This is a genomic window from Kribbella sp. ALI-6-A, from assembly GCF_001984195.1.
In the GTDB taxonomy this organism is placed as follows: domain Bacteria; phylum Actinomycetota; class Actinomycetes; order Propionibacteriales; family Kribbellaceae; genus Kribbella.
On the sequence record NZ_MTQN01000012.1, the window covers coordinates 1787749 to 1800005 of the forward strand.

The 12257-nt window shown below is 69.5% G+C and carries 10 protein-coding genes; 8 read left to right on the forward strand and 2 right to left on the reverse strand.

All coding sequences use genetic code 11. The features are described from left to right. The first annotated feature begins 56 nt into the window (after nucleotides 1–56). The 6 genes from BWI15_RS35040 to BWI15_RS35065 all read left to right on the forward strand — a co-directional run bounded on the left by BWI15_RS35040 (nucleotide 57) and on the right by BWI15_RS35065 (nucleotide 5935). On the forward strand, nucleotides 57–857 hold the full coding sequence (locus BWI15_RS35040; protein WP_077018770.1) for an inositol monophosphatase family protein: 801 nt from the start codon (nucleotides 57–59) through the stop codon (nucleotides 855–857). After that, entirely contained in the window at nucleotides 854–1804 is a 951-nt protein-coding gene (locus BWI15_RS35045) for a carbohydrate ABC transporter permease (RefSeq protein WP_237771591.1), read from the forward strand. Before BWI15_RS35040 ends, BWI15_RS35045 begins: the two co-directional genes overlap by 4 nt. Next, the gene (locus BWI15_RS35050; protein ID WP_077018771.1) at nucleotides 1801–2616 is read left to right on the forward strand and encodes a carbohydrate ABC transporter permease; all 816 of its coding nucleotides are present in this window, start codon (nucleotides 1801–1803) and stop codon (nucleotides 2614–2616) included. The genes BWI15_RS35045 and BWI15_RS35050 overlap by 4 nt, the downstream gene beginning before the upstream one ends. Further along, the gene (locus BWI15_RS35055; RefSeq protein ID WP_083751175.1) at nucleotides 2613–3935 is read left to right on the forward strand and encodes an ABC transporter substrate-binding protein; all 1323 of its coding nucleotides are present in this window, start codon (nucleotides 2613–2615) and stop codon (nucleotides 3933–3935) included. Before BWI15_RS35050 ends, BWI15_RS35055 begins: the two co-directional genes overlap by 4 nt. Nucleotides 3936–3981: 46 nt before the next feature. Continuing rightward, nucleotides 3982–4662: a glycerophosphodiester phosphodiesterase gene (locus BWI15_RS35060; RefSeq protein ID WP_077018772.1), complete on the forward strand. Its 681-nt coding sequence runs from the start codon at nucleotides 3982–3984 to the stop codon at nucleotides 4660–4662. 76 nt (nucleotides 4663–4738) lie between these two features. Continuing rightward, nucleotides 4739–5935 carry a Gfo/Idh/MocA family protein gene (locus tag BWI15_RS35065; RefSeq protein ID WP_077018773.1) on the forward strand — a complete coding sequence of 399 codons (1197 nt, stop codon included), beginning with the start codon at nucleotides 4739–4741 and terminating at the stop codon, nucleotides 5933–5935. Nucleotides 5936–6055: 120 nt separating this feature from the next. Here BWI15_RS35065 and htpX read toward each other — a convergent pair whose 3' ends face one another. Then, a complete protein-coding gene (gene htpX / locus BWI15_RS35070) occupies nucleotides 6056–6940 on the reverse strand; it encodes a zinc metalloprotease HtpX (RefSeq protein ID WP_077019510.1) in 885 nt (294 codons plus the stop codon). Nucleotides 6941–7078: 138 nt separating this feature from the next. Between htpX and BWI15_RS35075 the strand changes: the two genes are divergently transcribed. Then, entirely contained in the window at nucleotides 7079–8695 is a 1617-nt protein-coding gene (locus BWI15_RS35075) for a phosphodiester glycosidase family protein (protein WP_077018774.1), read from the forward strand. Nucleotides 8696–8719: 24 nt separating this feature from the next. Here the strand turns inward: BWI15_RS35075 and BWI15_RS35080 are convergent, their stop codons facing one another. Continuing rightward, nucleotides 8720–9406 (reverse strand): GntR family transcriptional regulator, encoded by a 687-nt coding sequence (locus BWI15_RS35080; protein ID WP_077018775.1) that lies wholly within the window; start codon nucleotides 9404–9406, stop codon nucleotides 8720–8722. 132 nt (nucleotides 9407–9538) lie between these two features. On the opposite strand from BWI15_RS35080, the gene BWI15_RS35085 reads away from it, so the two are divergent. After that, entirely contained in the window at nucleotides 9539–12256 is a 2718-nt protein-coding gene (locus BWI15_RS35085; RefSeq protein WP_077018776.1) for a UxaA family hydrolase, read from the forward strand. Nucleotide 12257 lies beyond the last annotated feature (1 nt).

Genomic DNA, 12257 nt, shown 5'->3' on the forward strand with positions numbered 1-12257 from the left:
AGAAAATCACATCCTAGGACTGTTTGAAACCATCGTTCGGTGATAATTTCACCGGCATGTCCACTCCCGATCCGCGCGACCTGCTCGGCCTGGCGACCCGCCTGGCCCATGCGGCCGGGGCGGAACTGCTGTCCCGGCGGGACGAGGTGTCGCTGGAGAGCGCCCAGACCAAGAGCTCCGGCACCGACCCGGTCAGCGCAGCCGATCGGGCCTCGGAGCAACTGATCGTCGACGGGCTGCTGACCGCCCGGCCCGGTGACGGACTGCTCGGCGAGGAGGGCGCCAGGGAGAGATCCACGACCGGACTGACCTGGGTGATCGACCCGCTCGACGGGACGGTCAACTACCTGTACGGCCGCCCGGACTGGTGCGTCAGCATCGCGGTCCAGGACGCGCGCGGCGCGCTCGTCGGCGTGGTCCACCAACCGACGACCGGGATCACCTGGTCGGCGGTGCGCGGAGCGGGAGCGTCCCGCGACGGGAAGTACCTGCGGATCCGCGACCGCCGCAAGCTCGCCGAGGCGCTGGTCGCCACCGGCTTCTCGTACCTGGCCGAGCGCCGCGCGGAGCAGGCCGAGTACCTGCGCCACCTGCTGCCCGCCGTACGGGATCTGCGGCGGGGTGGGTCGGCGGCGCTCGACCTGTGCTCGGTGGCCGACGGTTCGGCGGATGCCTACTACGAGCACGTCATCCAGCCGTGGGACGTCGCCGCCGGTGGACTGATCGCGCGGGAGGCCGGGGCGCGCACGATCGGCGGGCCGGGCACGTCGTTGCCGGGTGGGTTGCTCGCGGCCCCGCCCGACCTGGCCGAGGCCATAGAGCGTCTGTTGAGCAGGGTGAGGAGACAAGTGGCATGACAGTGGTCGACCTGCCGGCCCGGGCGCACCCGGACGAGGTCCGGCAACCGCCCGGGACCGACGAACGACGGCGGCGCACCCGCCGCGAGTACGGGCTGTTCGCGCTCCTGGTGGCGCCGAACCTGCTGGTGATCGCGGTGTTCGCGTACTGGCCGATCGTCTACAACGCGTGGCTCAGCCTGACCGACTGGAACATGATCGCGGCCCGGCCGACGTTCGTCGGCCTGGACAACTACGTGAACACGCTGACCGACCCGGCCTTCCACAAGACGCTGGGTGTCACGGTCGCGTTCACCGGACTGATCGTGGCCGGCAGCCTGGTGATCGGCCTCGCGCTCGCGGTGCTGTTCAACCAGCCGCTGAAGGGCCGCGGCCTGGTCCGGACGATCTCGTTCGCGCCGCACATCCTGTCCGGGGCGGCGGTCGCGACGATCTGGTTGTTCGTCTTCGATCCCGGCTACGGCCTGATGCGGGCGCTGATCGAGCCGTTCGGCGCCGAGCCACCGGACTGGATGAACAACTCCGACTGGGCGTTGCCCGGCCTCGTCATCGTCTACCTGTGGAAGAACGTCGGGTTCACCGCGCTGATCTACCTGGCCGGGCTGCAGGGACTACCGAAGGAACTCGACGAGGCCGCCGCGATCGACGGCGCCGGCACCTGGACCCGGTTCCGCGCGATCAAGCTGCCGCTGCTCGCGCCGATCTCGTTCTTCCTGCTGATCACCACCGTGATCGGCACCTTCCAGGCCTTCGACGTGATCGCCGTGATGACCGGCGGCGGTCCCGGTGACGCCACCACGACGCTGAGCTGGTCGATCTACAACGAGGGCTTTCAGGCGTTCAACGCCGGCCGGGCCGCGACGTTGTCGATCATCATGTTCGCCATCCTGCTGGTGGTCACCACGATCCAGGCCCGGGTGATGGAAAGGCGGGTGCACTACCGATGAAGGTGCGTGCGGTCCAGTACGTCGTCCTGCTCGGCGTCGCGGCGATCTTCTTGGGGCCCCTGTACTGGTTGATCAGCGCGGCCGTGAAGCAGCCGGCCGAGATCTACCAGTGGCCGCCGGTGTGGTGGCCCGACGACTTCACCTGGGGCAACTTCAAGCTCGCCTGGGATGCGGCGCCGTTCGACCGGTTCTTCGTCAACTCGACGGTGATCACGGTCGCCGGCACGATCCTGAAGGTGGCCAACGCGGTCCTGACGGCGTACGCGTTCGCCTATCTGCGGTTCCCGTTCAAGAAGGTGCTGTTCCTGCTGATCCTCGGCGCGATGATGGTGCCGGGCCACGTGACGCTGCTGCCGAACTACCTGACCGTGGCGTCGCTGGGCTGGATCAACACCTACGCCGGGCTGATCATCCCCGGCATCGGGTCGGCGTTCGCGACGTTCCTGATGCGCCAGCACTTCCTCACGCTGCCCGGTGAGGTGACCGATGCGGCCGCGGTCGACGGCGCCGGTCACCTGCGGACGCTGTGGCGGGTGGTGCTGCCGATGTCGCGGCCGATGCTGGTCACCGTGGTGGTGATCACCGCGGTCGAGGAGTGGAACAACTTCGTCTGGCCGCTGATCGTCACCAACACCGCCGAGATGCGCACGCTGCCGGTCGGCCTGCTGATCCTCAAGGACGAAGAAGGCCTGGCGAACTGGGGCACGATCATGGCCGGCACGTTGCTGGTGCTGGCGCCGATGCTGCTGATCTTCCTGTTCGCCCAGCGCTACATCGTCGGCGGCATCACGCAAGGAGCGCTGAAGGGATGACGATGCGCCGCAGAACTTTCCTCGGCCTGGCCGGTGTGGCGTCGCTGGCGGGCTGTGGGTACCGCTCGCCGGACGCCGAGTACAAGCAGCCGGCCGGCGCCGTACCGAAGCAGTACGCCGGGCGGACCAGAGTCGTGTTCTGGTCGTCGTACGGCGGGACGAACGGCAAGGCGGTCGACAAACTCGTTGCCAAGTTCAACGAGTCGCAGACCGACGTCTACGTCGAGGCTCAGTTCCAGGGCAGCTACGACGACGTCGCGCAGAAGATCGCGGCCGGGCTGATCGCGCGGCAGACCCCGGACCTCGCCGTCCTGTCCGACGTCACCTGGGAACGCTTCTTCCTGAACGACGCGCTGGAACCGCTGAACGGCTACTTCACCGACGGCTTCGGCCCGGCGGTCTTCCACTCCAAGCTGTTCAACGAGTACGTCGTGAAGGGGCAGAGCTGGTGCGTCCCGTTCGCCCGGAGTACGCCGATCCTCTACTACAACCGCGACGTGTTCGCGAAGGCGGGACTGCCCGATCGGGCGCCGCGGACGTGGAGCGAGCTGCGGTCGTGGGGTGCCACGCTCGCGAAGGTCGACGCCAACGGCCGGCCGATGCGGACGCTGGCGCTGGCGAAGGTGGACGGCGACTGGCAGTTCCAGGGCAACGTCTGGCAGTTCGGCGGCGCGTACTCCAAGGGCCTCGACGTGACGATCGACGAGGACGGCGCGGTCGCGGCCGGCGAGTTCCAGCGGCAGTTGATCCACATCGACGGCCACGGTTACATGGCCAGCAGCCCGATGACGGACTTCGCCGGCGGCCTGGTCGCGATGTGCCAGGACTCCACCGGTGGCCTGAAAAGCGCGATGAGCAAGGCGAAGTTCAAGGTCGGCGCCGGGTTCATCCCCTCCGAGGTCGCGGCCGGACTCGCGACCGGCGGTGGCGGGATCGGGATGTTCCGCAACGCGTCGGCCGAGCGCAAGCAGGCGGCCGCGAAGTTCCTCGAGTTCCTGGCCACGCCGGAGAACTCGGCCTGGTGGACCACCCAGAGCGGCTACCTGCCGGTGGTCGACAAGGCCCGCGAGGATCCGGCGCTGAAGAAGCTGGTGGCCGACGAACCCAACTACGGGGTGGCGATCGCCCAGCTGGTGAACGCCCGCCCGCAGGACGCGATCCGGCTCTACGGGCGCAACGCGAACGTCGCGATCTACACCGGCCTGCAGCAGATCTACGCCGACAACGCAGACCCGAAGAAGGTGTTCGCTTCGGTCGCCCGACGGCTGGAGGCGATCGCCGACGAGGTGTCCCGGCTGTACGAAAGCAAGGTGCTGTGAGCAACCACATCGTTGTCGAGAGCAATCGAGTCGAGGAGAACACGCTGTGATCGTCACCGGACACCGAGGTTCGCTCGGATCCGAACCGGAGAACACGATCCGCTCGTTCCGGCGCGCGATCGCCGACGGCTGCGACGAGATCGAGCTGGACCTGCGGGTCACCGCGGACGACCGGCTGGTGGTGTTGCACGACGCGACGGTCGGCCGGACCACGAACGGCACCGGGCCGGTCGAGGAACTCACGTTCGACGAGCTGCGCGCATTGGACGCGGGGCTCGGTGAGCGGGTGCCGACGTGGGCCGAGACGATCGAGGTCGTCGGCGTACGGATCCAGGCCGAGGTGAAGGCGGCCCGCGCCGTACCGCTGCTGGTGGAGTCGCTGCAGGCTGATCCGGAGCTGGCCGCCCGGACGATGGTCACGTCGTCGCACGCGGAGATCCTGCTCGCGATCCGGCAGGCGATGCCGTCCGCGTCCACCGGCCTGATCTTCGGGCGGACGCCGGACGTGGCCGACGTACTGGCTCTGACGCGCGCCGCCGAAGCCGGTACGGCGTTGTGCGGCATCGCGGGGCTGACGGTCGAGGCAGTGGCCGAGCTGCATCGCGAGGGGTTCGACGTCACCGCCTGGCCGGTGCCGGACGCGGAGACGTTCGCGCGGGCGGTTGAGCTGGGAGTCGACGGGATCACCACGGACTACCCCGAACGTCTGGCCGCCGTACGGATCTAGGGAGTGGCCTGGATCACATATTTCAACGTGCGGATTTGTTCTTTCGTGGAACAAAAATGTGTGATTGCCTAGCGTCATGAGCATCAGCATCGGTGTGGTCGGAGCCGGCCAGTTCGCCCCCTCGTTCCTGCGGTTGTGGACCGCGCATCCCGACGTCACGGAGGTCTCGCTGACCGACGTGCTGCCGGACCGGCTGGCCGCGATGGCCGAGAAGCAGGGGGTGAAGGTCACCTACCAGTCGTTCGAGGACATGCTCGCCTCGGACGTCGACGCGGTCGCGATCTTCACCCAGCGCTGGCTGCACGGCGAGATGGCGATCCAGGCGCTCGAGGCCGGCAAGCACGTCTACTCGACGGTCCCGATGGCGATCGAGGCCGACCAGATCGCCCGGATCATCGAGCTGGTCAAGGAAACCGGCCTGACGTACATGATGGGCGAGACCAGCTACTACTACCCGTCGTCGGTCTACTGCCGCGACCGGCTGGCCAAGGGTGACTTCGGCCGGGTCTTCTACTGCGAGGGCGACTACGTCCACGACATGGATCTCGGGTTCTACGCGGCGTACCAGTACTCCGGTGGTGAGGACTGGAAGAAGACCGCGTCGTTCCCGCCCATGCTCTACCCGACGCATGCCGTCGGCAACGTGCTGTCGGTGACCGGGCAGCACGCGACGCACGTGTCCTGCGTCGGTGTGAAGGACGACCGCGGCGACGGGGTGTTCGACAAGGCGGTCAGCCAGTTCGACAACGACTTCTCCAACGCGACCGCGCTGTTCACGCTCGCCGACGGCGGCGTGATGCGGACCAACGAGATGCGCCGGGTCGGCTACCCGTCGCACATCCGCGAGTCGCGCCTGCGGGTCTTCGGCACCGAGGGCAGCTTCGAGCAGCTCGCCACCACCACGGTCTGGCAGACCAAGGAGGGCGTCGAGGACATCAGCCACCTGATGGAGACCAAGCCGTCCGGTTCGCTCGAGGACGACGACCTGGCCAACGTCGACCCCGCGCTGCGCGACGCGTTCCTGTCGGGCCTGTCCCCGGTGCACGACCGCACCCGCCTGCCCGCCGAGTTCGCCGGCCTGCACAACGGCCACGAGGGCTCGCACCACTTCCTGGCCGACGACTTCGTCCGCGCGGTCGTCGACAAGACCCTGCCCCCGGTCAACGCCTGGGTCGCGGCCCGGTACACGCTGCCTGGTATCTACGCCCACCAGTCGGCCCTCCAGGGCGGAGTCCAGCTGGAAATCCCGGACCACGGGGACGCCCCGGCCTGACCTGCGGTACGACGAACGGCCGCCCGCGCTCCGCGCGGGCGGCCGTTCGGTGGTTGAGGGAGGAGAGGCCCCGATCAACTCCGCCTTCCCTTGCACTACCCCTCTCGCCCGGGCGAGAGTTCAGCGGGCGAGAACGCCTTGGCGACTCGCCTGTTCCTGCAGGCGGCGGATGCGGTTCTCCATCGGCGGGTGCGTGGCGAACAGCGCCGCGACACCGCGGCCGGTGAGCGGGTTGGCGATCATCAGGTGACTCTGGGTCGCCACGCTGGATTCGGCGGGCAACGGCAGGGCCGTCGTACCGCGGCTGATCTTGGCGAGGGCGCTGGCCAGAGCCAGCGGGTCACCCGACAGTTCCGCGCCGTCGTGGTCGGCCTGGTACTCGCGGTTGCGGCTGATCGCCAGCTGGATCAGCCCCGCCGCGAACGGCGCGAGCAGTACGGTCAGCAGCGTGGCGATCGGGTTCGGCGCCTCGTCGTCGTCACCGGAACCGAACGGCAGGAAGATCGCCAGGTTCGCCAGCATGCTGACGATTCCGGCCAGGCCGGCGGCGACGCTGGAGGTCAGGATGTCGCGGTTGTAGACGTGCGCCAGCTCGTGCCCGAGCACCGCGCGCAGTTCCCGCCGCGACAGCAGCCGCAGGATCCCGGCCGTCACCGCGACCGCGGCGTGTTCCGGGTTGCGCCCGGTCGCGAACGCGTTCGGCTGCGCGATCGGGCTGACGTAGATCCGCGGCATCGGCTGCCCGGCGCGCTGCGACAGCTCCGCGACGACGGAGTACAGCTCCGGCGCCTCCTGCGGACTCACCTGCCGCGCCGCCATCGAGCGCAGGGCCAGCTTGTCGGAGTTGAAGTAGAGGTAGGCGTTCAGGCCGAGCGACAGCACGGTCGCCACGACCACACCCGTCGGACCGCCGACCAGGCCGCCCACGGCGATGATCAGGGCGGTCAGCAGAGCCAGCAGGGCGGCGGTCTTGACGGTGTTGCCAACGCGTCGAAGACCGGTCATGGTGTCGATCACTCTCCATCGGAGCTAGTGGTTACATTGCTCAGAACATCGCTCTGACCTGCGGTATTCCAGGAAAATCGCCAGTCGTTCACCGCCAGACTCTTGCGGCCGGTAGGCCGCTGACATAGGACAGTGAGCATGACGTCTCGACTTCGCCGGTCCTTGAGCGCGCTCGCCGTGGTGTCGCTCGCCGCCGTTCCCGCAGTAGGCGCCCGGGCTCAGTCCCAGGACGCCGCTGGACTTCCGCTGGGCCCCGCCAACCTCGCCGAGACGCGCCAGACCTCGACCCTGCAGGCCGGCGTCACCCTGACGACGATCACGCGCGGCCAGACCGGTCCCGGCTCGACCTGGACGGTCGAGGTCGCGATCCCGTCGAGCTCGCCGGATCCCGATGCCCCGGCGACGGCCCTGTCGGACAAGGCCGGTGCCGACGCCGCCGCGGCGAAGCTGAAGGCAGCAGGACTGGAGCCGCGCGTCGAGGACGTACCGACGCCGAAGCTGGCCGACGCCGGCGGAAACAACCTCGGGTACCGGGTGCGGCTCGGATCCTTCCCGACGAAGGCCGAGGCGGACGCCCTGCGGACGAAGGTGATCGCCGCCGGATTGAGCGGTTCCAGCATCTACACCGGCTGGGACGGCGAGCCCGACGACGTCAGCGGATCGACCGGTCCGTGGCGCGTCCAGGTGCTGACGATCGACCCGAAGAAGTTCCGCGGCACGCTCGACGCGTCGTACGGGCTGGACCTGGAGGCGCGGGAGACGACCAGCACGCTGGCGACGCTGACCGGGGCCACGGCCGCGGTGAACGCCGGGTTCTTCGTGCTCGACCCCAAGGCCGGCGCACCGGGCGATCCGGCCGGCGTCGCCGTGTACGACGGCCGCCTGGTCAGCGAGCCGACAGCGGGACGGCCCGCGCTGGTGATCAGCGACAAAGCACTCGGTACGTCGGTCGAGCGCTTCCGCTGGCAGGGCGAGGTCCGCGGAATCGGCCGGCCGCTCCCGCTCGACGGGCTGAACCGCGTGCCCGGCCTGATTCGCAACTGCGGCGGCACCACCGACGACCTTCCGACGGCCAAGCCGCTGCACGACGTGACCTGCACGGACCCCGACGAGCTGATCGCGTACGACGCGTCGTACGGCGTGGCGACGCCGAGCGGACCCGGTGCCGAGGTGATCGTCGATCGCCGAGGGGTCGTCACCGCGATCCGCACGGCCACCCGCGGCGGCGCGATCCCGGAGGGCGGCCGGACCGTCCAGGCGACCGGCGACCAGGTCGCGCGGCTGCTGGCGGCCGCGAAGCTCGGTCAGCGGCTGCGGATCCGGGCCGAGCTGGTCGACCAGCGCGGCCACGATGTCCGGCTGTCACCGAAGACGACGATCGTCAACGGTGGCCCCGAGCTCGTCCGCGACGGGCGCATCACCGGGACGCCGAAGGCCGACGGCATGGCGCCGGCCGACAACGTGAACTTCTACTACGGCTGGGTGCACAAGCGGAACCCGCGCACGATCGCCGGGGTCGACGGCCAGGGCCGGACGGTGCTGATCACCGCCGACGGCCGCAGTACCGCCAGTCTCGGCCTGGGCATCGCCGAGGCCGCGGCGGTGGCGAAGTCGTTCGGGCTGCGCGAGGCGATCAACCTGGACGGCGGCGGCTCCACCACGATGGTGGCCAACGGCAAGGTCATCAACGCCCCGTCGGACGCGACCGGCGAACGCCCGGTCGGCGACGCGCTGGTGATCACACCCCGCCGCTGATAGCCGGACCCGTCGAAGCCCCGGCTACGCCTGGTCGTAGATGCCGCGGAGGCGAACCGACATCGAGTTGATCAGGTGCTGGGTCATCGAGTCCTCGGCCGCGACCGGGTCGCCGGAGCAGATCGCCTCGACCAGGTGGTGGTGCTCGGCCAGCACCTCGGGGCCGATGTCGCGGTCGTAGTGCAGCCGGAAGATGTGCAGGTGGCAGTGGGTCCGCTCGAAGGCGAGGCGGACCTGCTCGCTGCCGGACAGTTCGGCGATCAGCGTGTGGAACCGGTTGTCGTGCGCGGTGAGCGACCGGTAGCCCGCGTAGTCGACCGACGTGGGCTCGACGGCGGTGGACAGTTCGGCGGTGAGACGCTCGCGCCCGATGTCGTCGATCAGTTCGGCGGCCCGGCGCGCGGCCCACGGCTCGATCAGGCGGCGGAACGCGTACAGGTCGTCGAACTCCTCCAGCGTCAGCAACGGCGTCGCCCGGTACCCCTTGAGCGGCTCCTTGTCGGCCAGCCCCTCCGACTCCAGCCGCGCCAGCGCCTCGCGGACCGGCGTGGACGACACCTGGAACTCCCGCGCCAGCCCGTCGATGGAGATCCGCCCACCCGGCCGGATCGTGTGGTCCATCAGCATCGTCTTGATCGCCTCGTAGACGTCGTCCGCGAGCATCTGCCGACGCATCAGCCGCCGGTCGTGCGGCTCCAGGATGTCCGTCATCGGCCTCTCCACACAGTGGTCTCGCCCTTGACCCGGCCGCGTGGATTCGGCAGGGTGGCTGTCGTAATCATGCATCATGCACGATTCGCGGTTCGACCACCAGCACCGAACGGCTTGGGAGAGGTCCACCTGATGCTGAGGTTCGACGAGATCGGCGTTGTGCCCGAGCCGGGCGACAACGCCGCGATCTGCTCCCGCCGGCTCGAGGCCGGGACCGTTGTCGACTTCGGCGGTACGCCGGTGACGCTGCCGCACACCGTGCTCGAAGGGCACCGGATCGTCGTCCGCCCGGTCGCGACCGGCGAGGCCATCACGTCCTGGAACACCCCGTTCGCCCGCGCCCTGCGCGATCTCCGGATCGGCGACTACGTCTGTACGCCGACCAGCCTGGCCGCCGTCGCCGGGCGCGGCGTGGATGGCCTGCCGGCCGAAGCCTCCGCGAGCAACGAGCCGCTCGACCCGTACACGCTGGACGAGAACGCACTGAACTTCGGCCGCCAGGTCACCTCCGTCGAGCAGCCCGGCACGTTCCTCGGCTTCCCGCGCGCGCAAGGCCCGGCCGGGACGCGCAACCACGTCGTCCTGCTGGCAACCAGTTCCCGGTCGAGCGGGTTCGTCACCGAGCTGGCCCGGCGCTTCGACGGCGCGCCGGCCGGCGACGGCGTCGTACCGGTGGCGCACACCGAGGGCGGCGAGGACGGTACGCCGAACAACCTGCGGTTCCTGCTGTCGACGCTGGCCGGCTTCGCGCTGAACCCGAACGTCGGGGCGGTGCTGATCGTCGACACCGAGGACGACCTGGTCTCCGGACAGGCGATCCGGGACTTCATGGCCGAGGAGGGCTATCCGGAGATCCGGGTGCCGCACGCCTACTTCACCCGGCAGGCCGGATTCGAGCAGGACCTGACTGCCGCCGGCGCGCTGATCGAGCCGTGGCTGCCGGTGGTGGACGCGCAGGAGCGGGTGGAGGTCCCGTTGGTCGACCTGCGGATCGCGCTGCAGTGCGGTGGGTCCGACGCGTTCTCCGGGATCTCGGCGAACCCGCTGGCGGGCAACGTCGGCGCCGAGGTGATCCGGCACGGCGGCGCGGCCGTGCTCGCGGAGACCGACGAGCTGATCGGCGCCGAGCAGTACGTGCTGAAGAACGTCCGGGACCTCGCGACCGCGCGACGCTTCCTGGAGACCGTCCGCTCGTTCAAGGACCGGGTCGGTTGGCACGGGCACACCGCGGAGGGCAACCCGTCCGGCGGAAACCTGTACCGCGGGCTCTACAACATCGTGCTGAAGTCGATCGGCGCCGCCCGCAAGCTGCCGCGCGACGTCCGGCTCGACCACGTCATCGGGTACGGCGAACCGCTGCCCGGCACCGGGTACGTCTTCATGGACAGCCCCGGCAACGACCTGGAGTCGATCGCCGGCCAGGTCGCCAGTGGCTGCAACCTGATCTTCTTCACCACCGGCAACGGGTCGATCACCAACTTCCCGTTCGTGCCGACGCTCAAGTTCGTCACCACGACGGCGCGCTACGAGCACCTCCAGGCGGAGATGGACGTCGACGCCGGCCGCTACCTGACCGGTACGCCGATGGACGAGCTCACGGCGGAGACCTTCGACCTCACCGTCCGCGTCGCGTCCGGCGAGCGCAGTGCCGGCGAACGAGCCGGCCACAGCCAGGTCTCCATCTGGCGCAACTGGCGCCAGTCCGGTCCGCGCGAAGGCATCTCGATCACCACCGACGGCCGGATGAGCCGCCCACTGGACGACCTGCCCGCCGAAGACCGCGACGCGCTGCTGCCGGGACTTCCGCTCGACGTACCAACTGTTGAGAGGCAGGCAACAGCAGCCAGGCTTCTCTCCGTCGATGGTCGGCAACTACCCGAAGCTGTTGGCCTCATCCTGCCCACCAGCTTGTGCTCCGGGCAGATCGCCCTCCGCCTGGCCGCTCAGGCCGAAGCCGAGAAATGGGCGGGCGACGCCGTCACCCGAATGGTCGCCCTCCCGCACACCGAAGGCTGCGGGAGCTCCGGCGGCGCCTCCGAGGAGACCTTCGCCCGCACGATGCTCGGCTACCTCCTGCACCCCAACACCCGCCTGGCCCTCCTGCTCGAACACGGTTGCGAGAAGACCCACAACGACTACTTCCGCTCCAAGCTGGTCGAGGCCGGAGCGGACCCCTCGCGCTTCGGCTGGGCGAGCATCCAGGCCGACGGCGGCCTGGACGCGGTGGGCGAGCGGGTCCGCGAATGGTTCGCGAGTTTCGATCTGCCCGCACCGATCGATGTCGAGGGCAACGTCGGCGCACTGACCGTCGGCCTCGAGGCCCGCGGACCCTTGAGCGACCAGACTGCCGAGGCGATAGCGATCATCGGCAGCGAGATCGTCGGCGCCGGCGGTTCCGTCGTCCTGTCGTCCCGCGGCGGACTGCTTGCCAACAGCACGTTCCGTACGACGGCCTTCGGCTCCACCGGCGACGTCGGCCCGACGATCGCCCACGGCCAGCGCCTGGCCGCACCGGGCTGGCACGTGATGCGCATGCCGGGCACCGACTGGATGGAGACCGCGACCGGCTTCGGCGCCGGCGGCGTCCAGCAGATCCTGGCGCATGTTGCCGGCGGCACCTTGTCCGCACAGCGGTTCGTCCCGGTGGTGGAGTTCAGCAGCGACCCGGAGACGGTCGCCAAGTACGGCGACGACCTGGACGCGGTCGCGGCCGGTGGCCCTGCCGACCAGGCGCGCACCGGCCTGGAGGCGATCGCCGCGGTCGCGAGCCGCCTGCAGGTCCCCAAAGCAGTTGCTTCCGGCAACGTAGGTTTCCAGATCACCCGCGGTCTGCTCGGGACCTCGATGTGAA

Coding starts and splice junctions, on each gene's coding strand:
- BWI15_RS35045 (WP_237771591.1), top strand. CDS start 854: ATGACAGTGGTCGACCTGCCGGCCCGGGCGCACCCGGACGAGGTCCGG.
- BWI15_RS35085 (WP_077018776.1), top strand. CDS start 9,539: ATGCTGAGGTTCGACGAGATCGGCGTTGTGCCCGAGCCGGGCGACAAC.
- BWI15_RS35080 (WP_077018775.1), bottom strand. CDS start 9,406: ATGACGGACATCCTGGAGCCGCACGACCGGCGGCTGATGCGTCGGCAG.
- BWI15_RS35075 (WP_077018774.1), top strand. CDS start 7,079: ATGACGTCTCGACTTCGCCGGTCCTTGAGCGCGCTCGCCGTGGTGTCG.
- BWI15_RS35055 (WP_083751175.1), top strand. CDS start 2,613: ATGACGATGCGCCGCAGAACTTTCCTCGGCCTGGCCGGTGTGGCGTCG.
- BWI15_RS35065 (WP_077018773.1), top strand. CDS start 4,739: ATGAGCATCAGCATCGGTGTGGTCGGAGCCGGCCAGTTCGCCCCCTCG.
- htpX (WP_077019510.1), bottom strand. CDS start 6,940: ATGACCGGTCTTCGACGCGTTGGCAACACCGTCAAGACCGCCGCCCTG.
- BWI15_RS35050 (WP_077018771.1), top strand. CDS start 1,801: ATGAAGGTGCGTGCGGTCCAGTACGTCGTCCTGCTCGGCGTCGCGGCG.
- BWI15_RS35040 (WP_077018770.1), top strand. CDS start 57: ATGTCCACTCCCGATCCGCGCGACCTGCTCGGCCTGGCGACCCGCCTG.